Raw genomic sequence first — 22,950 nt, forward strand, 5'->3', positions numbered from 1 at the left:
CGACATCTCTTCGAGCTTTGACAGTGCAGCCTGCGTCGCATTGCCGGCGGCTCGAATGATCTCGTTCGCCCCTGACACGGTCGATAGCAAGGCGGTCTTGTAGGCGGTCACCGCAAGGGCGTGCCTGCCGAGCGCCTCACGAACACGCCCGAGACGGTACTGACCCACCGCCGATCCGGCCTCGACGGCGACCCAGGCGAGATAGTTTCGTTCGGCCGATGCCAGATCGCCAGCCCGCTCGTCGAGCACGCCCAGGTAGAAGGGGATGTCGCTGGGCCGCTTGCCTGTGGCACTCGCCGCGGCCTGGAACCCATCACGGGCCGCCTTCAGGTCATTTGCGGCGAGCGCTTCCCGCGCCTCGCGGTAGAGCGCGGGTGCCGTCTTCTCGAGGGCGGTCTCGACCTGAACCGTCTGACCTTCCGCCACGGTCACCGATGTGACGAAGGGAACAAAATCCTCGCCTGCCGAAATGCGTACCTCGTGGGTGCCGGGGATGACACGGGCATGCAGCGGCACCTTGCCGACCATGGTGTGATCGATGAAGATCAGCGCGCTGTCCGGTGAAGCCGTTATGGTGATCGTGCCTGTCGCGGCCTGCGCCGCGGCTGCCATCACCTGCAGAAGGAACAGGAAGACACCGATCGAGAGACGTCGCAGCATCATGGGCGGTCCGCTTCTCCTGCCGGTGCGGCCTTCCTGCCTTCCCCGCCAAGCCCACGGAAGGCGGGGGAACGTGAGTCTGGGTGCCATATCTTCCTTGTGCTATGATTGGAGCGAATGAAAGAGCCTCTCGCGCCAGGCGTCAGGATACGGGACACGTACGAGATCGTTCGCCAGATGAATGCGACCGAGCTTGTGACCTCGTACCTGACGCGTGCCAGCAACAACGTCTATTATGTGCTGCGTGATCTGCACCCGCCCGTCGAGGGACGTCAGACCGAACGTGTAGCGGCGCAGGTGCTGCGAGAGGCGCAGGCGCTCGGCCGGCTGCAGTTCCAGGGGCTGCCCGTGATTGTCGATGCCTTCGGCTGGGACGGGAGAGCCTTCATCGCGCGCGAGTACAGCAACGAGCCGACGCTGGTCGAGGTGCTCGAGAACATGCGCGGCCTCGCGCCGGAGAACCAGGTGCGTGGCTGGTTCGGCCAGCTTCTCGACATCTTTGGATACCTGCATGCCCAGCAGCCTCCGCACCTCTTTCGCGGGCTGAGCCCGGAGATGATCGGATTGTCGAAGATGGGGCGCATCCACATCCAAGACTATCCCGACGCGTTCTTCCTTCCCGCCGAGATGCAGTACAAGTATGCGCGGCGCACGGCTCCCGGGTACGTCTCGCCAGAGCAGGAGCGCGGAGAGCCGCTCACGCCTGCGTCCGATGTCTACAATCTCGGGCAGGTCTTCTACTACATGCTCACGCGCAAGGATCCGTCCATCTATCCCTACAGCCGCAACGCCATGGCCATCGCTCGGCCAGATGCCACCGGTGTCTTGCTGGCATTGCTCGATTCGGCCACGGCCAAGAACCCCAACGATCGCTTCAAGAACGTGACCGATCTGCAGCAGCATCTGCTGGGTGGCATGGGGAAGACCAAGAGCAGCAAGGACATCGGCTTTACCCTCGACACGCGCGAGATCGTTCTCGAGAACGTCAAGCGCGGTGACATCATTCGTCGCAAGTTCATCATCACGAGCAAGAGCGGGCGTGAGATCTACGGCAAGGTGCGCACCGACCACGACTGGATTCGCTTCAAGTTCGACGTGTTCCGAGGGAGCACGGTGACGCTCGACTTCTCGATCAACAGCTATGACTTCGTGAATGGCGAGACCTATCGCGCTGTGATCCAGCTCGACACCGACGCAGGGGTCGATGAGGTCGATGTGGTGGTCTCGACGCCAAAGACCATCGGCTCGATGCTGTCGAAGGGGTTCAAGTCGATCTTCGGCAAGCCGAAGCCGGAAGAGACGCCAGAAGCCCCTGGAGAAGCCGATTTCTGATCGATCGCACGTCGATCTGGTGCTGACCGGCGCGACAGGGCGACTCGGACCCTACCTGATTGCGCAGGCCGAGCGCGTGGGGCTTCGTGTCGAGGCGTGGTGTCGTTCTCCGCATGCGAACCCGAACGAGAGCCGGGCGGTTTCGGTTGACGTGAGCGACCGGGCAGCGCTCGAGGCGCGAATCGATCTGGTGCGCCCTCGTGCCGTGCTGCACGCGGCGGCCATCTCCGAGGTTGCGCTCTGTCACGCAGACCCCGCCCTCGCGGAGCGCGTGAACCACGAGGCCGCCCGTCAGGTGGCCGATGTCTGCGCGGCGCGCGCGATACGACTGGTCTCGGTTTCCACCGACATGGTCTTCGACGGCGAGCGGGCTCCCTACGCGGAAGGCGACGCGCCCGAGCCAGCCTGCGTCTATGGGGCGACGAAGCGTCGGGGAGAGGTCGCCGTGCTGCGTCACCCCGGTCACCTGGTGGCTCGGCTGGCACTGATGTACGGGCCGCGGCTCGGCGCGCGCGCGTCGTTCTTTGACACCCTGGTCACGCATCTGCGTGAGGGACGTGCGCTGCGCCTGTTCGATGACGAGTGGCGTGGCATGCTCTCCATGCGCGCGGCGTCTCAGGCGCTCGTCGAGCTGACGCAGATCGCCTGTGAGGGTGTGGTGCACCTCGCGGGAGAGCGCATGTCGCGCTACGATCTCGGCCTGCGCACCGCCGAGGCCCTCGGGCTTCCGGCCGCGTGTCTTTCGCCCGGATCGCGGTCAGAGCACACGGGTCCTGAACCGCGTCAGCGCGATCTCACCCTCTCGTGCGCGCGCCTGCGCCAGATTCTCCCCACGTGGTCTGCGGGAGATTTCTCCCACGAGGTCGAGCGCATGCTCGAGCAGGCGGGTCACGTCTCTTGAAGTGAGACCGCAGGCGCCTCCCTCAGGGGCGATGTATCGATTGCAGCGGGGTGAACACATCCTTGCGGAAGCCTCGGCAGCGCGCGACGTAGAAGGTGCGCGCCTCGATACCGCCTCCGTGGGCAACGATGGCGGGGGCGAGCGAGACCTCCTCGAACGCCTCTCGCAGGTTTGACCAGACGTCTTCCCGGCTGTCGATGGGCGAGGTATCGATATAGATGGCGTCTCTGCCCAGCAGGGACGGGAAATCATCCCAGTGGTCGTACTGCGCTCCGATGCGGGTGCCCATGATGACGTGGAACGGCTGGCCGGAGTAGAACCACAGGGTGCTCGAGAGTGCGTAGCTCGTGGTGATGAGAAACGGGCTGGGGGTCTCGGCGGCGAGGTCTCGCACCTTCTCGCCCATCTCGGGGAATCCGAGGATCTCGGTGATCTCACCGGTCTTCAGGGGGCGACCATGGTTCACGCCGCTCAGCTGGGCGCCTTCGCTCACGGCCGAGACGAGCCGGGCGGGGGCCAGCGCGAAGATGTACACCAGACCGCTCACGGCAAGCGCCAGGGCCGCACCCACCAGGGCTGAGACCTGTCGTCTGCGGGGGGCTTGAACCGCCACATCGGTGCCGAAGGCAGAGAAGGCGGCCAGGGTTCCCGCCGCGGTCCAGTGCAGGCCCACCTTGGTCACCAGGCTGGCGGCGAGGAAGACCAGATGGAGCGGTGCGGCCATGCAGACGATGAAGAGCGCCCCTGCGTCTCCGCGCAGCCCTCTCCGCGTGGCGCGAGCGATGGCTGCGATCAGCATGACGTAGAGCACGGGGCTCACGGCGACAGACGAGAGCAGCACGAACTTCAGGGTCTGTGGGCTGCGTCTGGCGCTGCTCGAGCCCAGGCGTGTCGAGAACTGGTACACCACGGATTCAAAGCCGTGCGTGACGTTCCAGTACAGGAAGGGGCTCGCCACGGCGAGCGCCATCACGATGGCGACGTATGGGCCCGCACATCGCAGATGCTGACGTCGCGCAGGCTGCACGACGAGGTAGACCAGGAGGGCCGGAATCAGATAGAGCCCGATGAGCTTGCTCAGGAAGGCGAGTCCCGCGCAGACGCCGGTGGCGGTCCACCAGCCGAGGGAAGGGCCCGGCGCTTCCGTCGCGCGCCACGCGCACACGAAGAATGCCGCTGATGCCGCAATGAGGGGAGAGTCTGGGAACACGCCCATCCCGGCAAGCGTGAAGAGGGGAACCATCAGAGGGAGCAGGCCGGCCCACCACGCGCTGGCTCGTGTGCCTCCCAGCATCCACCCGAGTGCGAACGAGAGACAGGCCGTCGCGCTGCCCAGCAGCACGAAGGGCAGGCGAACCGCGAGGGTGGAGGTTCCCAGGAGGCCTGTGAAGACGGCGATGATCCAGGCCACCATCGGGGGATGGTCGTGGTAGCCCAGGGCCAGGTGCCGGGTCCAGGTCCAGTAGTAGGCTTCGTCGCCCGAGAGCGGGATGGTGGCGGCTGCCGCGAGGCGCAGCAGGGTCACCCCCGCGACGGCGAGGCTGAAGGCCTTCCAGGGAGCGCTGCCCGGCTGGGGTGCGTCTGGCGGGGGCGTGATCTCGACCATGCCGCGGGATTCGTGCCGCTGTCGGGGGCTCCTCCCCTGTGCAGATCGAGGGAACTGGCGCCCGGACAGCGAAAGACGTGATGAGCAGTCGAGGAGGACAGCCATGAGCCGTCATCGATCTGGCAAGTCGAACAAGGGGAGATCGCCGAAGGGCGAGCCTGCCGAGAAGTACGGCGAAGAGGGGGCCTCCGAAGAGCCCTCCTGGCTCAGCCGCGCCGCGCAGGCCTACGAGCAGCGTCAGCAGGGGTATGCCTCGCTCATCGCCGGGGCCCGCGAAGCGGTTCAGAGAGAGAAGGACGAGCTCTCGACCATGCTGGCCAAAGACGAGCCTGAAGAGGCCGAGGCAGCGCCCCCTCTCACCATCTTCGGTGACGCGCAGCGCGCCTACCAGGAGCGCCAGAAGTCTTTGGGCGCCATGTTCGATGACGCCATCAAGTCGCGTCAGCAGGAGCGCGACGCCCTCACCCAGATGTTCGGCTCACGTCCGGGCAAGAAGCCGCCGCGTCGCTGACGCCTGTTCTCCCCTAGCGTGTAGGGAAGGTCTCGTATCCTGGGGGGGCTGACTGGCGCTCCGGTGCGTTCAGCGGGTTTGGTGGGGTTGCGACACCCCCGCCTGGCTGAGAGTTGTAGCCGGGTGGGGCTTGCGTGTTCTGGCCCTGTCCGGCCATGCCAGGCTGTCCCGCAGGAGGCTGCGGGGCCGCGCCGGGCCCCTGCTGGTTTCCGCCGGGAGGCGGTCCCTGCTGGTTCGACCCTTGCGGCGCCTGAGCGCCCGCGCCAGGAGCACCACCTTTCGCGTAGACGGGAGCTTCGAGCTTCGGCCCCTGCTGACCTTGTGCCGCGGGAGCGCCAGGGGCGCCCGCGGCGGGTCCGCCGGGAACACCTCCAGGAGGTCCCTGGGGGGCACCCATGGGGGGGCGTTGCTGGTTCATCACGGGAACCTGGCCCGGCGGATAGGTGGGAGGATTGACGACGGTCGTCGTTCTCATCTGACCTCCAGGGTAGGGCATCGGCATGCCAGCCCTGCCGGGTGCGGCTCCAGGGGGGCCTCCAGGACCAGGGCCGGCCATGCCCGGCATCGGCTGTCCTGGCATGCCCGGCATCGGGCGCTGGGGCATGCCGGGCATCGCGCCGGGCATCGCGCCGGGCATCCCGGCGGGCGGCATGGGCGCCGTCATCTGGCCAGGGGTCATGCGGCCCCCTCCCTTGGCAGGGGCTGCGGCCGCAGCCTGTCCCTTGGGCATGAGGTCGCTCCCCGGTGTGTAGGCGAGGTTCCAGACCTCCCAGTCGTCGCCTTTGGCCGTGTCGAACGGCTCGGGGGGGAAGACCTTGTCGTCGTTCACCTTCACGGCCTGGCCCTGGGAGATCGTGATCTTGTCGCTGTCCTTGGTCTGACCCGTGAGCTCGACGCTCCCCTTGAAGACCCGAACGGTGGTCACGGCGTAGGCCTTTTCATCGACCAGCTGCGAGACCTCGAAGACCGCATCGCCGGCTCCTTTCACCGCGGCTTTCTTCGAGGTGATGACGAACTCGGTGGAGGGCGTGGAGACCGCCCACACGCGGCCTCCGACGAGGTTGAGCTTGACGCGCTGCGTGGTCTGCGACTTGCGCAGGTCATCGATGCCCGCCTGGGCATTGTCTGAGAAGCGGAGCGACGCCCCCCCCTCTCCCAGTGTGATCACGTTGCGCAAGGTGGCGCCGAAGACCAGGAGATCGCGTGAAGCGACCTCGCTGGGCAGCGTCACCGTTGCGAACTCACTCGACTCGAGGGTCTTGCGCTGGGTGCCATCACCGCAGATGAGCTGCGCCTTGAAGGGCTCTCCGGCGTCGGCCGCGTTCGGCGCGGGCGCGGGCGATCGGAACATCGCCACGAGAACCAGGAGGGCGAACACGACCCCCACTGCGATAAGGGCTTTCATCGCGCCCGGTGAGACCGGGGTTGCGGGCTCGCTCGGGCCTCGCTGCCGCCCGGGGGGACCTTTTGGGGGGACCGGCATCATCATCTGCTGCGGGATGGGCTTGCGGCGAGGAGGGGGCTTCATGGCCATGCGCTTGCCTTTCATTCGAGAGGGTTCACGTCGAGGGTTCTCTGACGGCCGGCTCGGGTGCACTGCGGGCCGGTGCAATATAGCAGATGCACCCTGCATCGACAACGATGCCGGGACACCTGAACGAGATTGTCGCCTTTGGACGAGGGTTCTTCCGTGGGGTGAGATTGTTGACAGATCTGCGAGAGCCGGCAACCAGATGTTCACATCGGCAACATGTCGGCAACATGGGTAACAAAGATTTAACGTTCGCGCCTATGGCGTTCCGGTTCGCGATGGAGTAGAGTATGCCCGAGCCGGCGGCCGGTTTGAAGCGCCGCGACGCGCTCTGCTCGGGGCGTCTGACAAGAGACGCCGAACACTGATGGGGGCAAGAGCCGTGACACGCATGAGTGCAGCAAAGACAGAGTTGAATCCAAATCGTTCCATGAGTCCCCCCTCGGTGCTTGCAGACGAGCAGGTCTGGGCAAAGGTCGACATGATGCGTCGCCTCGAGCAGTCTCTCGAGCACCTCGAGGGGTTGCAGAAACGCTTTCGCCACACGCGTTCCGCTGTGGCGGTCAGCCCCGTCGCCGCCCCTCCTGAAACGGAGGAGGGTGCCAGCGCAGCGGTGCAGGGACCGCTTGAAGCGGCTGAGTGTCAGCGCATCCTCGAGGCCTGTGACGCACTCGAAGCGCTCATGCAGGGCTGGCAGCGCTCGCGCGATCAGGCCGAGAGCGAGCTCACCCCGACCCGCTAGGGCACGCTGCCCTCGGGCGATCGATGGCCTCGCCTGCTCAGCGCTTCTTGAACACGAACACGTATTCGTGCTTGAAGATGTAGAAGCCGCCGGCCAGGGCGCGATAGCGCCACAGCTCTTTCTGCTGTCGCTTTCCTGCCGTGTCCTCGAAGTTCTTCACGACGATGCTCTTGAGCCGGAAGCCTTGCTCGAGCACGCGGTTCATCGACAGGAATCCCAGGGGGATCCACTCGCCGGCCGCGTACTTGTCTCCGATCACCAGCGACAGGTAGCGCCCTCGGTCGAGATGGCGCGTGGTGTTGGCCACCACCTGGCTGAACTGATCGAGGAAGCTGTCGACAGAAACGGTGTTGCTCAGGTCGCGGGGGTCGTCGCTGAAGCGGATGATGTCGAAGTAGGGCGGGTGCATCATGACGAGCTGCACACTTTCGCGCCCGTTTCTTGCCAGGAGGGCTCCCACGTCTGCGGTGCCGCTGTCGCCCTGCATGATGTCGAGGCAGACACCGTGCGGATTGGGTTCGCTGTCGATGCGTCGTCGCGCCAGGTCGATGACGGAGGGCTGCAGCTCGAGTCCGAATCCGTGGCGTCCGAGTCGCTGGCACTCGATGAGCGTGGTGCCTGAGCCGGTGAACGGATCGAGAACGCTCTCCCCCAGCTTTGTGTACCTGCGCATCATCTGATGGGGGATCTGGGGGACGAAGTTTCCCCAGTAGTCAGCGGCGTGCGAGCCACTGCTGTCGCGCTTGCGCATCAGCCAGAGGCTGTCGGTGAGGATGTCGCTGTATTCCTTCCAGCGATTCAGGTTGATGTCGTTGATCTTTCCGGTGCGGATCTCGGTCATGCCGCGCTCGAAGCGCTGGAGGTAGTAGCGCGCGCGCTCCAGCGTCTGGGAGGCGGCGATCTGGTCGAGCTCCTCGATGAGGTGCTGCTCCGCGTCCCTCTCCCCCGTGCGAGAGATCTGGCGGCGAACCCCCTCGATGCAGTGGCGCAGGGCGATGAGCGATCGCTGCTTCTTCAGGTCGCGGATGGCATCGAGGAGAGGCGTGGAGTCGTTCATGGGGGTCTCTTTCGAGGAGTTGCACCACCCATTATCTGATGAATCTGAAAGATATTCAAGCAGGAGGTTCGGGGATTGCGCGTCGACGGCCCGGCTTGCTTCAGTGGAGGGCGTTGACCCGCCGTCCGTCCGGGAGGCCGCTCAGCTCGGCTTCAAGCGTGCCTGGGGTGAACCGCTTCTGCTCCACGCTCCAGAAAAGCTCGGTGACGTCGAGCTCACGAGCGCCTTCAGGAAGCGGTTCGAATGGCGCTGCGCGCTGCACGACCTCCACCGCCCGCTGCGCTTCCTGGGGTGGCCCGCCGCCGTACTTCACCAGCTCGGCCTCGAGGAGCCGGCCATCGCGCGCGATGCGATAGTGCACAACGGCCCACAGGTCTCGACCCACGAATCGGAAGAAGTGCATGTCGGCGTGGTGGCGTCGGATCTGGTAGGAGAGGTACTGGTTGTAGGAGCCGCTCTCTCCCTGTACCTGCGCCTGCTCGTGGGGCTGGGTTGGGAGCGCGAGGTCGCCGTCGTCGGTGGCCTTGGACGGGATCGCCTCTGTCTGACGAGATGCCTCTGCGGCTTTCGCGCTCTCGGTGCCCTCTGGCGTCTCCTTCCAGCCTTCGATGTGAACAGGCGCCTTCACCCACGTGAGCTTCCATTCGTGCTGGGCACCGCGAGCGGCGTCTGCGCCGCTTGCCGACGCGTCCTTGTGAGCCTCGTCTTCAGCCCCGTCTTGACCTTCTGTCGCCTGAGCTTCTGCGGCCTCAGCCGGGTCCGCGCCCCCCGTGCCCAGCATCTGGTCAGCCACTGGCGCGATGACCAGGAGGAACACGAGGCCCACGTGGATCACATAGGACGCCCCGAAGCCGTGTGACGCGAACGAGCGCCGCACCGAGTGCGTCTCGGGTCGCGGCCATCGGCGCCGCGCCGTTGCCCAGGCTTCGCACGCGCCCAGGAGCTCCCACATGAACACGAGGGAGAGCAACGTGGGCTTCAGCAGGGTCTTCTGGGCCACCGCACGAGAGAGGTCGTCCGGGCTGATGGCCACGGTCACGCCGACCTTGTGCAGCAGCGAGATGGCGCCTGCCGGGTCGGAGACGAAGAGGTGCGCCACGTAGTACAGCGACAGGTTGACGAGGCCGACCGAGAAGAACAGCAGCGCCTTCGGCACCTCGCCGTTGTAGGCCTGGCCCAGGCCCGGGATCAACCCGAGGCTGCCCGCGATCACGGGGTCGCGGCGCGCGGGGAGCGCGGGCATTCGCAGGGGGCCCAGTGGATGCGGCATCAAGCTGCGGCGACCGCCGAACGCCGGGGAGCGCCGTCGCGCGCCCGCGCAGATGTAGACAGAAAGGCTTCCCAGCACGGTGAGACAGAGGCAGATGCTGGGCAGCGCGACGCGCCATGGCATGCTCGCCAGGGCATCGTACACGCCGTGTGCCGCAATGGCGAGGGCAAGCGCGCTCAGGGCAAGGCCGGTCGATGACCAGCCGAAGCGCGCTCGGGTGCGTGCGACACCCAGGCCGGCGCCCATGATGATGCCGAACATGGCATGGGCCGGCACGGCGGTGAGTGCGCGCGCCTTCGCCGCGTCGAAGCCTCTCTCGTGCACGTAGAGCATGTTCTCGATGCAGGCGAAGCCGAGGGCCACCGCCGCCGCGACGAGAATGCCGTCGTAGTCCTCCCAGCGCAGGCGAGCACGACCTGCCGCCAGCTGCACGGCGGCAAACTTGCAGGTCTCCTCGACGGCGCCTGCGACGAGGAGCCAGAAGAGGAAGACGGCGCCGAGGTTCGACATGGTCCAGGGGGCCTTCACCAGCACGCGCTCGAGGCAGTAGGCGGGGAACGCGCTCAGCACGCCGAGGCCGAATGCGACGCCGAGGGTCGACCAGGGGCGCCCGAACTGCCAGCGCAGACCGCCGCGAAGGCTGATGTGCGCCGTGTTGAGCGCGCAGAGAAGCACGAGTGTCGGGAGCGCGGCCGCGAGAATCAGGAGCGTAGTCGTTGCTGCCGTGTGATTCATCTCAGGGTTGCCTCCCCCGCGCGCGCAGCCTGTGGTGCCGCTGTCGCCTGTTCTCGGGTCAGGGTAGGCCGCAGGCGCGCATCGCCCTGCGGGTGCTGGTCACTGCTTCATTGCCGCGTACAACCAGGACTCCCATTATACCACAACCCGCGGGTTTCGTCGTCCCCTGGAGCGCTACTCGAACATGCCCGCCGGCGGGATGAGCGCCTGCGCCTTCCCCTCGGCAAACCATCGGGCCATCAGGGAGAGCTCCATGCTCTGCATGCCCTCCGCCTCCACGCGACGCGGTGGGCCTTCGCCCGGCCGGCCGCCGATCTCCGTGCCGGCCTCGAGGCCATGGGGGGCCGCGGGGTTGTAGAACGTGAGGCGTGTCTGGTCGTCGGAGAGCCCGTGCAGCACCACCTGATGGCGGTCGAGCATCTCCTCTCCCCAGCGCTCGTCCCAGGGGATCTCCACCACGATGTCGGCAGACCCGTCGACGAGAGCCGCGAAGGCGGCGGAGAAGTCATCGGTGAGCTCGGGCGACGCTCCGAGGACGGTCTGGTACATCTGACGGGTTCGTTCGATGAGATCTCCCGGGCGCTCAGACGTCACGATGGTGGTCTCCCCTGCTCTTGTTCTGCGATGCGCGCGGCGCTGCGTCCGGCGCGTCGGTTCAGGGATGAGGTTCGTCGATGGCGGTTGCCGCGTCCTGCGGCGGCGGGGATTGAACGAAATTCACATATCCACATCAGCGATGTGAATGATTTTCAGGATCCCTGGCCACACCTCGGTCTGGGCTCGGCGAGGGGGGTGGACGGGGCGCGCTCGAGAGACGCGCGGCCCCCTGGGGGAAGGCCCCCTTCTGTCGCTTCACGAACAGTGCAGCATGCCCAGCAACCATCGCTTCTCGTTGACGTTTCTCATGCTCTTGGCGGCGATCTTCGTCGGTTGTGCGAGGAGGTCGGCAGCGCCATCGATGGCGGCAGGCCCGAGTGCCCTGCCAGCAGCGATCGCAAGCGGTCAGCCGTCATCGAACGGCGGCTCTCCGATGGCGGCGGCGGGACCTCCTTACGTTCCCCAGGTCATGCTCGAGTATCTCGCATTTCGTCCGAGTGGCTGTCACATCGCGCACCAGGGAGAGATGCGGGTCGTCGACGAGGCCTGTCCGCCGGTCGGGGTCATGGCGGTGCCAGCCTGGCCGGACTGTCCGATGGAGAACCTCGTTCACTCCAAGTCGGTTCAGATCGTCAGCACCGAGCGTGTTCCGGGCCCGCAAGGCTATCCCTTGATCCAGATAGCGGTGCGGCCCTCCGTGAAGCTGCCGGCGGGCAGCGTCTGGTCGTACTTCCTCGAGTGGGATCAGCGCAGGGTGCCGTTCCTGCACGACGAGCGCGGGGGCAGCGAGCGCCTTCTGTCGCTCACCGTGGGTGCGTTCAAGGACGGGCCGCGGACCCGCTACTGCGTGGCCGTGCCAGACAACGTCAAGGATCTGCGCTGCTTCGACTACGAGCCGTTCCGACGACGCAGCGCCAAGGGCTGGACCCTGCTCGACTACGACACGACGAACCAGGCGCGCGCCACGATCCACGTGGGCTTCACGTTCACCAAGGAGCCGGCAGAGAAGCCGCCCACGTCGTCAGCCGCGTTCACCTTCCTGATGCGCTAGGGTGCAGGTCGACACGCGTGATCTGCCGGATCTGTGCGGTTGACAACGAGAAGTCGAGCATGATAGACTGAGCGGCACTGATGCCTGCCCGCTCCTCAGGGGGCTACGGGCACGCGACCCCGAGCCACGCGCAGCGGCGCGTGCGAAGCCAGGCGCCGCACGACAGCACGTCGACGCCGCCCGCGTTCGCGGTGCGTGCTGAGCGACCGCGTCGGCAGACGGTGGTGGGCACAGTGACACAGAGAGAATTCGATCCAGGAGGCAATGGCCATGTTTGCGGTCGTGGAGACGGGCGGTAAGCAGTACCGCGTGAGTCCCGGTGAAGAGCTTCGCATTGAGCGCCTCGACGGGCTGAAGGGAGACGAGGTCGTCTTCGACCGCGTCCTTCTTGTCAGCGGCGAGGGAGAGCCTCGTGTGGGAACGCCTCACGTCAGTGGCGCCAAGGTCACCGGCAAGGTGGTGCACCAGGGCCGTCACAAGAAGATTCTCGTCTTCAAGTACAAGAAGCGTAAGCGCTATCGCGTGAAGACGGGACATCGCCAGCCCTACACCCTCGTGCGCATCAGCGCCATCGAAGGCTGAGAGAAGCGCGGCTTGTCACTGACAGAGCCGGGGAGTGCCCCGGCTCTTTGTGTTGGCGCGAGCACGTCTCTGCAGGATAGCCTCGGCCTCGCGCGAACCCAGGCCGACGCACGGAGGACGCTTGATCCGCATCCGTCTCACGCACGATGACGAGGGGCGCTGGCTGGGGTTTGACGCCAGCGGTCATGCACGCACCGCGCCTCACGGTCACGACATCGTGTGCGCGGCGGTCTCGGCACTTCTCCAGTCCACCCTGCTCGGTCTGACAGAGGTGGTGGGGGCTGACGTGTCGGCGAGTAAGCGCAGCGGCCGTCTCACGTGTCTGCTCAGTGACGCGTCCGCGGGCGCCGAGGGGCCGCGCGTGCTCCTCGAGACCCTGCGGCTCTCCCTGCGCCAGATCGTGGCCCAGTACCCGACCTTCGTCAGCGTCGAGGAAAAGCGGCGCCAATCGCGAAGCGGGGGGCGTGCCGTCCGCGCGTCCAAGAAGCGCGGCCCCGGCGCAAGAGCGGTGTGATCCCAACCCGGTTCAGGAGGCTCCCCATGAATGACGTGACACACATCGAGAAGTACGATTCCCACGGCGCGCGCGAGTGGCTCGCCGGTCTCGAGGAGGGGGACATGAGCCCTTCGAGGATCACCGCCGTCATGGTGCTGGGCGCGCTCGGTTCGCTTGCGCTCTACTACATCTACTCCACGCTCACCCCTGAGGCCCGAGAGAGCCTCAAGGACCAGGCGATGCGCGCGCTCAAGCAGGGCGTGGGGAAGTACACCCAGGTCTAGTCACGCGCGCCTCGTTCCTGCCTTCGAGCAGGTGAGGCGACGCGTCGCGCCTGCGTCACACGAGGTTCGGTTGCTTTTCTTTGCGGTTCTGCTCGTCGCCCTGGGCGTCGACCTCTACACGAAGCACCTCACCCTGCAGCATCTGCAGCTGGGCGAGTTCATTCCCATGGGGGTGTTCGACATCCGCCATGTCCACAACAGGGGGGCCGCCTTTGGCATGCTGGCCAACAACGGCAGCCTCTTCGTGGTCGTCGCCGTGGTTGTGCTCGTCGCCATGCTCGGCGCGCTGCCTCGCCTGCAGCGAGCGGGTGCCTGGGTGGTGGTGGCCTGCGCGTTGATTGCCGGGGGAACCGTGGGGAACCTCATCGACCGCTTGCGCTTCGGATACGTGGTCGACTTCATCGATTTTCGATGGTGGCCTGTGTTCAACGTTGCCGACAGCTGCATCTGCGTGGGGGTCGGCATGCTGGTCTGGAAGATTCTGTCCACGCCCCCCGATTCGCAGGAGCACCCGCCGTCCGACTCGTCAACGGCGACGACTCCGCCAGGCTGAGCGCGGACGGAGAGGAGCGGGCTCGATGCATCGCGTCATGTTCTTCAGCGGGCGTCCGTACGAGATCTACTCGTATGGGTTCTGCCTCGTTCTGGCGATGCTGGCAGGGCTTCTCTATGCGACACGACGCGCACCCCGCTTCGGGCTGAATCGTGACCAGGTGCTCGATCTCTCGCTCGCGCTGCTGCTGGGGGGGATGGTGGGCGGTCGGGTTCTGAGCATTGCCTGCGACTATGAGTACTATGCGCACGCACCGCTCTATGAGCTCTTCAACATTCGTGCGGGGGGACTGGCCTGGCATGGGGCCCTTGCCGGTGGTCTCATCGGCTTCGTCGCCTACCGGCTTCGCTCGGGCCTCCCGTCCGGGGCCCTGGTCGACCTGGTGACGCCACCTGTGCTGGTCGGGCATGTCATCGGTCGCGTCGGCTGCTTCCTCAACGGGTGCTGCGTCGGGCGCGCCTGCGCCCTTCCCTGGGCTGTCACGTACCCGGACGCCCCGCAGTGGGGAGGTATCGCGCGTCACCCCACCCAGATCTATGAAGCGCTGGCCGAGGTTGCGATTCTCGTCTTCATCGCGACCGTCTGGGAACGTCGCCCTCGCCCGTCGGGCAGCACGTTCCTGGTCTACTTCCTGCTGTACGCCACGGCGCGCTTCTTCATCGAGTTCGTGCGCGAAGAGCCCTTGCTCTGGGGAGTTCTCGATCTGGCGCAGTACATCTCCATCGGCATGATCGTCTTCAGCGTCACGGGTCTGGCGATGGTCTACCGTCGGGCGCCCGCGCAGCCCGACGAGGGAGAGGTGAGCCCCGCAGGGGCCTGAGATGCATCGAATCCTGTTTCACATCGGTAGCTATCCCATCTTCTCGTTTGGTGTTTTTGTCGCTCTCGGATGCGTGGCCGCCTCCTACCTGGCCGCCAGCCAGTCTGGGCGATTGCGCCTCGATCGCGACAACGTTCTCGAGATCTGTGTCTGGGTGGTGGCGGCGGCCGTGCTCGGCGCCAGACTGGGCTTCGTGCTGCAGAATGCCGGGTTCTACGCCACCCATCCGGGCGAGATCCTCAATATGCGGGCAGGCGGGATGTCATGGCATGGCAGTCTCGTCGGCATCGTGGTGGGGGCCTACATCCCCTGTCGCCGACACGGCGTCGCCCTGCTCGACTTTCTCGACATCGCCGGGCCTGGCATCCTGCTCGGCCTCGCTGTGGGGCGGATCGGCTGCTTTCTCAACGGCTGCTGCTACGGCAAGGTGACAGAGGCCGCCTGGGCCATCGTCACGCCAACGGAGAGCGACCCGGTGCATCTCCTGCCCCGCTACCCGACGCAGCTGCTCGAGATGGGGCTCGCCCTCGTGACGGTTCCCGCTCTTGTGCTCTGGCTGCGCCATCGCAGGTTCAAGGGCGAGGTCTTCATCGGTTTCCTCGTGCTCTACTCTGTGATTCGCTTCGTGGTGGAGTTCTTCCGCGAGGGCGCTACCCTTGGGGGAACTCCCCTCACCCTGGCGCAGTGGGTCAGTGTGGGCCTCGTGGGGGTGGGTGGCGCAGCCATCGCCTTGCGGCGCGCTGGGCAGCCTGCGTCCACCCTCGAGGAGGCTGAATCGAGCGTGGGCTCGTGACGCTCGAGAGCGCTCCGAGCGAGGGCGCCGCGCTCTCGGAGAACGCCGGACAAGGCCTCTCCTCTTCGAGCCGTCTGCCCCTGAACCGACCTTGGGGCGACGTCCTCGTCGTGCTCCTGTTGCTCGTCTTCTCGTTCGCCGTGCGCCAGTGGCACCTGGGTCTCCCCGAGACGCGGTACTTCGATGAGACCTACTACTCGAAGGCCGGCGAAGAGCTTCTGGCTGGCCGGGCAGACAGCAACACGGTGCATCCGCCGCTGGCCAAGCTCATCATCGCCACCGTGGGTCATTTCTACAGCGCCATCGGTGAGCCGCTGCAGCGCGCCGGTTGGGTGGGAGGCGTCACGAGCTGGGCGAAGTGGCGCGCCGGAAGCCTGCTCTTCGCAATGCTCACCGTTCCGCTCACCTGGTCGCTGGCCTTGCGCATGTTCTCGAGTCGATGGTGCGCGGCCACAGCAGCCTTCCTCCTGAGCATCGACTTCCTTCATCTGGTGCAGAGCCGCATCACCATGCTCGACATGTATCTCGCGTTCTTCATCTTGTTCGGTGCGTGGTCGGCCTGGCGCTTCATCGAAGCGAGAAGAGACCTCGACGGCTGGGCGTTCGTGACGGTGCTGTCGTTCTCCATCGGATTCGCCTGCAAGTGGAACTCGCTCTTTGCCGGTCTGGGCGCCACAGCTGCCATGCTGCTGCTCAAGCGCTATCCGGACGGCTGGCGTGGCGCGTTCCGCTGGTTCTGGCGCATCGGCCTTCTCTATCTCGTTCTCGTGCCGCTGCTCTACCTCGCGGCGTTCATCCCGTTTCTCTGGCAGCACAAGTGGGACGTGCGCGCGAGCTTCACCGATGCGGTGAAGAACCACAAGGTGATGATCAACTTTCGCTACAGCAAGGAGTTCACGCATCGCTACATGTCGAACTTCTGGTCGTGGCCCACCATGCTTCGCCCGGTGTGGTATCACTACGAGGAGCACAAGGATCCAGAAGGGTCGCTCGTTCCGCCCAGCGCTGATTCCCCCGCCGCTCGGCTCATCTGGCGCGGTCGTGAACCCAATGAGTACATCACGGGTATCCTTGCCATGGGCTCACCGTTCGTGTGGTGGACGTTCCTGGTCTTCCTGCTGCTGACGTGCGTCCAGTCGGTGGCGCTTCCGCTGTTCGAGATCGCGCTGGCGGCGGTGCGTGCCGCACGCGCCGCCGCACGCGTCAACGAAGAGCCGCCGTCAGAGGCGGTGAGCGAGGGGGCGCAGCCGGCCTCAGCAGAGCACTCCCCCGAGGCTGCTGCCGAGGCGCCCGAGTGCGCCATCTCGACCGATTCGCCTGTCGATGCGCTTCCGTGTGCCTCACCCGTCGTCGCGCCGCCGCCTAGGCCGTCGATTCTGGGGGAGGCGTGGGCCGCCGGTCTTCGCTGCCTCGATGGGTGGCGCTTCGGCGCGGAACGCCCGTGGCTCTTCCTGCTTCTAATGTACGTTCCGCAGGTTCTGCTGTGGAGCGTGAACCGTGGGTTCTTCTTCTACATGCTGCCGTGCGTGCCGTTCATGTGCATCTTCATCGCGGGCATCTTGCGAGAGTGGCTCGATCTGCCGTTCGGGCGCGTGTGCGCGGGGGCCTATCTGGGCGTGGCGACCCTGTTCTTCGTGGCCTACTACCCGCTGCTCGTGGGATGGTCGATTCCCAAGCCCGTCTATGAGGTGCTCGTGTTCACGCCCCGCTGGATCTGAGCCTCGCCCGTCGACGCTCTCCGCGCCCTGGCGCCGCGCGCGAAAGAGGAGGGGGTGAGCGCCATCGTCGAAACCGCCTGCCCCCCGCCGCGCAGGCCCTTCCCATTCACCGCCGGCGGCACACACAGGAGACGCATTGAAACAAGATGACGCAGAGGTCTTCTCGATGGACGACCTCGACCTCTACTCCAACGCTTCGCAGCACCACGCCGAGGACGGCGAGGAAGGCTCGCGACTCATCGAAGTCGATGACGACGCCGATGGTGAGCGTCTCGACGTGTTCGTCTCGCGCGCCACGCGCATCTCGCGCACGCACATCCAGGATCTGCTCACCGATGGGCACGTGCGCTACCTCGGACCGCGCAACCTGAGCAAACTGAAGGCGGGGCTGAAGGTTCAGTCGGGCGATCAGTTCAGCGTCACCCCTCCGGCGGTGCAGCCGCTCGACGATGTCCAGCCCGAGGACATTCCGCTCGACATCGTCTACGAAGACGCCGACCTTCTCGTGATCAACAAGGCGCGGGGCATGGTCGTCCATCCCGCGCCGGGCAGCGAGCGCGGAACCCTGGTCAACGCCTTGCTCCATCACGTGCGCGACCTGTCCGGCATCGCTGGCATCGGGCGTCCCGGCATCGTGCATCGACTCGACAAGGATACCAGCGGACTCATCGTGGTGGCCAAGAACGACAACGCCCACAGCGAGCTCTCGCGGCAGTTCGGCAGCCGCCTCGTCAAGAAGATCTATGTGGCGCTCGTGCACGGCAGCGCGGCAAGTGAGAGCACCATCGACATGCCCATCGGACGTCATCCCGTCGATCGCAAGCGCATGGCGGTGGTGTACAGCGGTCGTCCCGCGGTGACCGAGTTCCGCAAGGTGGAATCGCTCGACGGTTACAGCCTGCTCGACGTGCGCATCAAGACCGGGCGCACCCATCAGATTCGCGTGCACCTGTCGTGGCTGGGCTTTCCCATTGTGGGTGATCCGCTGTACTGCCGGCGTGATCCCCTGGCTCTGAACGGTCAGTTCCTGCACGCGCGGCATCTGTCGTTCACCCATCCCACCCACGGCCACGTGCTCACATTCGATCAGCCGCTGCCCGCAGCCCTCGCGGAGTGTCTCGAGCGGGTGCGCAGCGGACAGGTGCCGCCGGGGGAGGCCGAGAGCCCGCTCCAGTCGTTCGATGGCTGGCCTGAAGCGGCCTCGGGAGCCCTGTGAGCGCTCTGCCCGGCACGGGAGACGGGGGCATGACCATCGCGTCTGCGGTGTACGACAGCCTTCCGCCTGAGTTCGTTGCGTGGTATCGGAGCGCGTTCGTCGGCACCCGCATGATCTACGGGCACTGGAGCGAGGGGCCGTACTCCCGATCCGTGGGCGCTCATCATCGCCAGATCGCGGTTCTGCGCCCGCTCGACCTCGATGAGATGATCGATCGCTATGTGGAGACGCGGCAGCGTCGCATCGGTGGCGCCATCGCGGGCATGTGGCACGAGATCGAGGAGATGAAGCGTCAGGCCGAGATCCAGATCTTTGACGGGGCGCCCTTCGATCAAGATCTGTCCGGTCACACCCGCGGGCGCGATGTGGGGAGTGTGGCCCTGAGCATCATGGGAGCGCGTGGCGCGCGGCTGAACGACCTCGGACCGCGCGCCCCGCTGCCGCTGCAGCTGCGGGCCATGGTCGATCTTGTGGCGCAGGCTGCTTTCGAGCTGCGCACTCCGGTGGAGCGTTTCATGACGCAGTCCGAGGCCGCCGACAACCTCGATCTGGCCGATCCCACGGCCGCCGCGGCGCCCACGCCTGCGCATGGCTTCAGCACGACCCGCGAGGCCTGGGGCCTGGAGGCCTGGATCGATGTGACCACCGAGGAGCTGGCTGCTCCGCTCCTCACGGCTCGCCCAGGTTGGATGCGGCTGGGCGATTGGGTGCGCGAGCAGGCCTTGCAACGTCTCGTGATCGTCTCCCGGCCGTCCTGGGCGACCTATGATAGTGCAGAATCGTTGAAGTGAAGCCGTTTTGACACCTCTTTGAGGGGTCTGCTATAATTTTGGCCGTGTATTCCCCCAACGTTCGCGTCGTGATCCAGGACGAGGAGCTGAACCGGATCCGGGACTACGTCGCGAGCGTGCCGCATCGGGCCACTGGCGGATTGCTCCTCGGCAACCGATACGTTCGCAATGATGTCGAGCTCGTGGTCATCACGCGCAGCACAACGCGCGTGCCCGATGAGCGCCTGCCAGACGAGCGCTGTGCCAACCATCCGCTCTTCACCCGCTCCGACCTCGGGCGGGCGCTCGAGACGAAGGTCGATGCCGAGTTCCTCGGACGCTGGCATGCCCATCTCGATGGCATGACCCGACCCAGCGGGTCAGATCTCGACTGGGCGCGTGCCTTCCTGCAAGATGCTGATAGCGGCGTGATGTCGATACTCCATCCCATCGTGGTGTACAACAGCGGCGAGATCGGCTTCCACCCGTTCATGGCCACCCGCGAGAGCGGCACCTTCCAGAAGATCCCGTGGGAATCCGCCACGGCCGATGAGATCGAGCGCATCAGACTCGATCGCCCCGCCCCCGTCACCCGTGAGCAACAGGTGGAGCTGGGCATCTTCTCCTTGCAGAAGACCCTGCAGCTGTTCCGGGAAGAGGCCATCCGGGTTGCCTCTCTTCCCGACGTCACGCACACCGACGTTCGCGACGACGGCAGCTGCGCCATCCTCGAGGTCGAGATGAATCTCGGCTCGAGCGTGGCAGTGCTCCACATCAGCGCTGACCCCACCTATCCCCTCAATCCTCCCGCCCTGCGCGTGCAGCTCGACGGTCGCGCACGCAAGGTCACGTCACAGGTGCTCACCGACTGGACCTCGATGTGCAACCTTCGCGATGTGGTGAAGGAGGTGTCTGACGCACTGGTCACGGCTGAGCACGGTGAGGCGCTTCCGCCGCCTGAGATCACCGAGTCCGATCCGGTCAAGCGCGAGGTGGCCATGCTGCAGAGCGCGCGCTACCGCGTCTACAAGACGCCCGTCGACCAGGCGGGCACGCTCATCACCGTGCGATCTGCGCTTCTCGACGACGCGGGGAAGGTGTACTACGCCATCCTTCCGCCCGGTTACCCGAATGGGAAGGTGGCCTGGGCCATCGCTGACGAGGGCAAGCCCTTGAGCGAGGTGTCGTTTGACACCCTCGAGGAGCGCCCCCCCGACTTCACCCTCCTTACCTGGTTCGAGCGCCTCGTTCCCGCGGCTCGGGAAGAGCGGGCGCGGGCGGCGGTAGCGCTGAAGCGTCGACCCCTCTCGATGCTCGTGATGCTCGCCTATCTGCTGCTCTTTGCGCTCTCGGCTGTTGCGGGGTATGCCTATCAGACCTGCGACGCTCGTGAGATTGCCGCACTCTGGGTTCGCGTGACAGGACATCCGCTGCCCGCAGCGGTGGGCGACGCACCGGTGCAGGCAGCGCCGACGCCGTCCCCCGTGCACATCGCGTTGAAGGAAGATCGACCCGTGCTCGCCATCGTGTTCGATGCCGGACAGGGCACGAACCTGAATGCGTCAGACACCCAGTGGGCTGTCGGCTCCGCGCTGCGGCCCACCCCGGTGAGCGTCATGCTGGCAGATCTGCGCAACGCCACGGGTGATCTCGATCGTGCCCTTCGCTCAGCGCGCGGCGCACAGGCCATCATCGTGTTCACGTACGCGGCGGGCGATCGACAGAGCGATTTTGTGGCCTCTCTTGCCAGAGGCGTCAAGGCCCCGGTGGGAGTCGTATCGATGTCTCCAGGCTCATCTGAGAGCAAGCTCATGGTCTCTGCCGCCTTCTACCAGACCGCTTCGGGCAGCGGTCGCGGCGCCGCGCAGCGCGCGCTGCTCGAGCTCGTGCGCGTGGGCACGCTGAAACGGTGAAGCCATGAAGCTGCTGAAGCGACTCATCCTTCACACGCTGCTCGTCATCGCCGTTCTGGCCTTGGGGTTTCTTGCCGGTGTTCTCGCGGGTCGGCTCTGGCCGCGTGGCTCGTCTCATTCCGCCGCCGCGCCGGCGCACGCGCTCGTGGCGGTGGTGCGCCGCGCGTGACACGCGCGGCCTGGCTGCTGACGGCCCTGGTGCTGCTCGGCGCCGCGTTGCGCCTCTTCCATCTCGGAGAGCAGAGCCTGTGGGTCGACGAGGCGGTCACCCTTCGCTTCGCCCGCTATCCGCTGGCCGATCTCATCGGTCAGATGCTGGCCCATCACGAGGTTCATCCACCGCTGTATGATGCGGTTCTGCACCTCTGGAGCGAGGTCGGTCAGGGAGAGCTCTGGATACGCCTTCCATCGGCAATCGCGGGAATCACCTGCATCGGCATGGTCTACTGGCTCTCTCGCGAGATCGGGAACGATGCGCCCGTCTCGCTGGTTGCGACGGCCCTGTTCACGGTGTCGGGGTTTGGCGTCTTCATTGCGCAGGAGGCGAAGAGCTATGCCTTTGGCATGCTCTTCTCCCTCATCGCCACGGCACTGTTCGCGCGCCTGCTGCGCGCGCCTTCGCGGGCGGTTGCGGCCGCCTACGCGGCTGCCTGCGTGCTGGGCTTCTACACGCACTATCTCACCGCGCTCCTGTGGCCAGGTCATGTCATCGCCGCGCTCTGCGCACAGCGCCCTCGTGCCTTCTGGACATCCTTCGTCGGAGGGGTGGGGGCCGTGCTGCTCGCCATCGCGCCGTGGGTTGTGGTGGTGAAGGCCCAGGCAGGCGCGCAGGATCTCTCCTTGTTTCGGAAGGCCGTTCCGGCCGATCTCGTGATGACCCCGGTTGCCCTGCTCTATGGCACCGACTGGCAGCTGCCCGAGGGGATTGCGGGTCCGGTGGTGGCGGGGGTGCTGCTTCTCCTGGGGGCTGCGCTCGCGCTGCTGGGCGCGGTGCGCCTGGGACGCCCCCAAGGCGTGCTGCTCGGGCTCAGCGCAGTTCTGCCGTCGCTCTTTCTCTTCGGTGTGTCGAGCACCACCTCGATGCACATCTTCTGGCCCAAGTACGTCTCCTTCGGGCTTGCGATGATGCACGTGCTCATCGCGCGAGGCCTGGCGTCGCTGCCGAGACGGTGGATGGCCGTTGTGGCAGGCCTCGCGGTGGTCGGCGTCAACGTGTTCAGCCTGCGCAACCTCTACTTCGACAGAGCCTACCACAATCAGGACTGGCGATCGGTGGTGGGGTACTTCGCACGCACGGCCGACGCGAAGCGCGACGCGGTCGTGATCGTGCCCTCGATGATGGTGCTGCCCTTTCGCTACTACTACCCTGGACCGGCCCCTCTCGTGGGGCTCGATGGGGTGGATGAGGCGGTGCTGACCGAACGTCTCAGAGGGGCGCGTCACGTCTGGCTCTGCATGCCGCCGGCCCATCCGCTTGCGGCGCGGGGGGACGTTGCGTCGTGGTTTGAGGCCCATGGCCGGCGCCTGGGGGGGGTGCAGACCCAGAGCGCATATGCCGACAACGCGCTGCTCCTCGTGGAGTACCAGCTCGACCCGCTGTCTCCCACGTTGCGCTGAAGCGCCAGGCCCTACAGGCTTCCTCCGCTGCTCTCGGGTGCCGGTGCGGCAGGAGCCGCATTGGCTGGCGCCTCCTGCGGGCCCGTGCTCCACGAGTCCGGGTTGTTCACCGCAGGTCCGGACGGTCTGGCGCTGGGGCCGCCGGACGGCTGTCGGCCAGGGGCCCCGGACGGCGGGCTGCTGGGGGCTGCCGTG

Annotated in this window: 21 protein-coding genes; 15 read left to right on the top strand and 6 right to left on the bottom strand. The window is 66.2% G+C overall.

All coding sequences use genetic code 11. The annotated features are described in order from the left end of the window. On the bottom strand, positions 1–663 hold a 663-nt coding region (locus EB084_03690), incomplete at its 3' end, for a PEGA domain-containing protein (protein ID NDD27350.1). A 114-nt stretch (positions 664–777) separates the two neighbouring features. Between EB084_03690 and EB084_03695 the strand changes: the two genes are divergently transcribed. Both EB084_03695 and EB084_03700 read left to right on the top strand, forming a co-directional pair. Next, entirely contained in the window at positions 778–1,992 is a 1,215-nt protein-coding gene (locus EB084_03695; GenBank protein ID NDD27351.1) for a hypothetical protein, read from the top strand. Further along, positions 1,865–2,893, top strand: a complete 1,029-nt coding sequence (locus EB084_03700) for an SDR family oxidoreductase (protein ID NDD27352.1) — start codon at positions 1,865–1,867, stop codon at positions 2,891–2,893. Before EB084_03695 ends, EB084_03700 begins: the two co-directional genes overlap by 128 nt. A 22-nt stretch (positions 2,894–2,915) precedes the next feature. Here EB084_03700 and EB084_03705 read toward each other — a convergent pair whose 3' ends face one another. Beyond that, on the bottom strand, positions 2,916–4,604 hold the full coding sequence (locus EB084_03705) for a phospholipid carrier-dependent glycosyltransferase (GenBank protein NDD27353.1): 1,689 nt from the start codon (positions 4,602–4,604) through the stop codon (positions 2,916–2,918). Here EB084_03705 and EB084_03710 point away from each other — a divergent pair. Next, positions 4,603–5,010: a hypothetical protein gene (locus EB084_03710; protein NDD27354.1), complete on the top strand. Its 408-nt coding sequence runs from the start codon at positions 4,603–4,605 to the stop codon at positions 5,008–5,010. The genes EB084_03705 and EB084_03710 overlap by 2 nt on opposite strands. A 13-nt stretch (positions 5,011–5,023) precedes the next feature. On the opposite strand, the gene EB084_03715 is transcribed toward EB084_03710, so the two are convergent. Next, on the bottom strand, positions 5,024–6,643 hold the full coding sequence (locus tag EB084_03715) for a hypothetical protein (GenBank protein NDD27355.1): 1,620 nt from the start codon (positions 6,641–6,643) through the stop codon (positions 5,024–5,026). Positions 6,644–6,971: 328 nt separating this feature from the next. Here EB084_03715 and EB084_03720 point away from each other — a divergent pair, with 328 nt between their 5' ends. After that, positions 6,972–7,283 carry a hypothetical protein gene (locus EB084_03720; GenBank protein NDD27356.1) on the top strand — a complete coding sequence of 104 codons (312 nt, stop codon included), beginning with the start codon at positions 6,972–6,974 and terminating at the stop codon, positions 7,281–7,283. A 37-nt stretch (positions 7,284–7,320) separates the two neighbouring features. Here EB084_03720 and EB084_03725 read toward each other — a convergent pair whose 3' ends face one another. The 3 genes from EB084_03725 to EB084_03735 form a co-directional block, all read right to left on the bottom strand. Then, positions 7,321–8,340, bottom strand: coding sequence for a DNA methyltransferase (locus tag EB084_03725; protein NDD27357.1), 1,020 nt, complete (start codon positions 8,338–8,340; stop codon positions 7,321–7,323). Between the two features lie 100 nt (positions 8,341–8,440). Beyond that, positions 8,441–10,345 carry a PrsW family intramembrane metalloprotease gene (locus tag EB084_03730; protein ID NDD27358.1) on the bottom strand — a complete coding sequence of 635 codons (1,905 nt, stop codon included), beginning with the start codon at positions 10,343–10,345 and terminating at the stop codon, positions 8,441–8,443. Between the two features lie 174 nt (positions 10,346–10,519). After that, the gene (locus EB084_03735; GenBank protein ID NDD27359.1) at positions 10,520–10,939 is read right to left on the bottom strand and encodes a hypothetical protein; all 420 of its coding nucleotides are present in this window, start codon (positions 10,937–10,939) and stop codon (positions 10,520–10,522) included. Between the two features lie 436 nt (positions 10,940–11,375). Between EB084_03735 and EB084_03740 the strand changes: the two genes are divergently transcribed. From EB084_03740 to EB084_03790, 11 genes are all read left to right on the top strand, one after another. After that, positions 11,376–11,993: a hypothetical protein gene (locus EB084_03740; protein NDD27360.1), complete on the top strand. Its 618-nt coding sequence runs from the start codon at positions 11,376–11,378 to the stop codon at positions 11,991–11,993. Positions 11,994–12,263: 270 nt separating this feature from the next. Continuing rightward, the gene (gene rplU / locus EB084_03745; GenBank protein NDD27361.1) at positions 12,264–12,575 is read left to right on the top strand and encodes a 50S ribosomal protein L21; all 312 of its coding nucleotides are present in this window, start codon (positions 12,264–12,266) and stop codon (positions 12,573–12,575) included. A 34-nt stretch (positions 12,576–12,609) separates the two neighbouring features. Next, positions 12,610–13,089 (top strand): ribosomal-processing cysteine protease Prp, encoded by a 480-nt coding sequence (locus EB084_03750; protein NDD27362.1) that lies wholly within the window; start codon positions 12,610–12,612, stop codon positions 13,087–13,089. Positions 13,090–13,245: 156 nt separating this feature from the next. Continuing rightward, the gene (gene lspA, locus EB084_03755; GenBank protein NDD27363.1) at positions 13,246–13,908 is read left to right on the top strand and encodes a signal peptidase II; all 663 of its coding nucleotides are present in this window, start codon (positions 13,246–13,248) and stop codon (positions 13,906–13,908) included. Between the two features lie 25 nt (positions 13,909–13,933). Then, positions 13,934–14,728: a prolipoprotein diacylglyceryl transferase gene (gene lgt, locus EB084_03760; GenBank protein ID NDD27364.1), complete on the top strand. Its 795-nt coding sequence runs from the start codon at positions 13,934–13,936 to the stop codon at positions 14,726–14,728. Position 14,729: 1 nt separating this feature from the next. Continuing rightward, on the top strand, positions 14,730–15,521 hold the full coding sequence (lgt, locus tag EB084_03765) for a prolipoprotein diacylglyceryl transferase (protein NDD27365.1): 792 nt from the start codon (positions 14,730–14,732) through the stop codon (positions 15,519–15,521). Continuing rightward, entirely contained in the window at positions 15,518–17,239 is a 1,722-nt protein-coding gene (locus EB084_03770) for a phospholipid carrier-dependent glycosyltransferase (GenBank protein ID NDD27366.1), read from the top strand. The genes lgt (EB084_03765) and EB084_03770 overlap by 4 nt, the downstream gene beginning before the upstream one ends. 166 nt (positions 17,240–17,405) lie before the next feature. Then, on the top strand, positions 17,406–18,455 hold the full coding sequence (locus EB084_03775; GenBank protein NDD27367.1) for an RluA family pseudouridine synthase: 1,050 nt from the start codon (positions 17,406–17,408) through the stop codon (positions 18,453–18,455). Positions 18,456–18,484: 29 nt separating this feature from the next. Then, positions 18,485–19,246, top strand: coding sequence for a hypothetical protein (locus EB084_03780; GenBank protein NDD27368.1), 762 nt, complete (start codon positions 18,485–18,487; stop codon positions 19,244–19,246). Between the two features lie 38 nt (positions 19,247–19,284). Then, positions 19,285–21,138 (top strand): hypothetical protein, encoded by a 1,854-nt coding sequence (locus tag EB084_03785; protein NDD27369.1) that lies wholly within the window; start codon positions 19,285–19,287, stop codon positions 21,136–21,138. A 165-nt stretch (positions 21,139–21,303) separates the two neighbouring features. Further along, complete coding sequence (locus EB084_03790; GenBank protein ID NDD27370.1) at positions 21,304–22,755, top strand: hypothetical protein; 1,452 nt, start codon at positions 21,304–21,306, stop codon at positions 22,753–22,755. Positions 22,756–22,950 lie beyond the last annotated feature (195 nt).

Source organism: Pseudomonadota bacterium (assembly GCA_010028905.1).
In the GTDB taxonomy this organism is placed as follows: Bacteria; Vulcanimicrobiota; Xenobia; order RGZZ01; family RGZZ01; genus RGZZ01.

What these genes read in the sequence shown, in the direction of transcription:
- lgt (NDD27365.1), top strand. Translation starts at nt 14,730, where the DNA reads ATGCATCGAATCCTGTTTCACATCGGTAGCTATCCCATCTTCTCGTTT.
- EB084_03740 (NDD27360.1), top strand. Translation starts at nt 11,376, where the DNA reads ATGGCGGCGGCGGGACCTCCTTACGTTCCCCAGGTCATGCTCGAGTAT.
- EB084_03730 (NDD27358.1), bottom strand. Translation starts at nt 10,345, where the DNA reads ATGAATCACACGGCAGCAACGACTACGCTCCTGATTCTCGCGGCCGCG.
- rplU (NDD27361.1), top strand. Translation starts at nt 12,264, where the DNA reads ATGTTTGCGGTCGTGGAGACGGGCGGTAAGCAGTACCGCGTGAGTCCC.
- EB084_03715 (NDD27355.1), bottom strand. Translation starts at nt 6,643, where the DNA reads ATGCAGGGTGCATCTGCTATATTGCACCGGCCCGCAGTGCACCCGAGC.
- EB084_03695 (NDD27351.1), top strand. Translation starts at nt 778, where the DNA reads ATGAAAGAGCCTCTCGCGCCAGGCGTCAGGATACGGGACACGTACGAG.
- lgt (NDD27364.1), top strand. Translation starts at nt 13,934, where the DNA reads ATGCATCGCGTCATGTTCTTCAGCGGGCGTCCGTACGAGATCTACTCG.
- EB084_03710 (NDD27354.1), top strand. Translation starts at nt 4,603, where the DNA reads ATGAGCCGTCATCGATCTGGCAAGTCGAACAAGGGGAGATCGCCGAAG.
- EB084_03780 (NDD27368.1), top strand. Translation starts at nt 18,485, where the DNA reads ATGACCATCGCGTCTGCGGTGTACGACAGCCTTCCGCCTGAGTTCGTT.
- EB084_03705 (NDD27353.1), bottom strand. Translation starts at nt 4,604, where the DNA reads ATGGCTGTCCTCCTCGACTGCTCATCACGTCTTTCGCTGTCCGGGCGC.
- EB084_03775 (NDD27367.1), top strand. Translation starts at nt 17,406, where the DNA reads ATGGACGACCTCGACCTCTACTCCAACGCTTCGCAGCACCACGCCGAG.
- EB084_03700 (NDD27352.1), top strand. Translation starts at nt 1,865, where the DNA reads ATGAGGTCGATGTGGTGGTCTCGACGCCAAAGACCATCGGCTCGATGC.
- EB084_03725 (NDD27357.1), bottom strand. Translation starts at nt 8,340, where the DNA reads ATGAACGACTCCACGCCTCTCCTCGATGCCATCCGCGACCTGAAGAAG.
- EB084_03720 (NDD27356.1), top strand. Translation starts at nt 6,972, where the DNA reads ATGAGTCCCCCCTCGGTGCTTGCAGACGAGCAGGTCTGGGCAAAGGTC.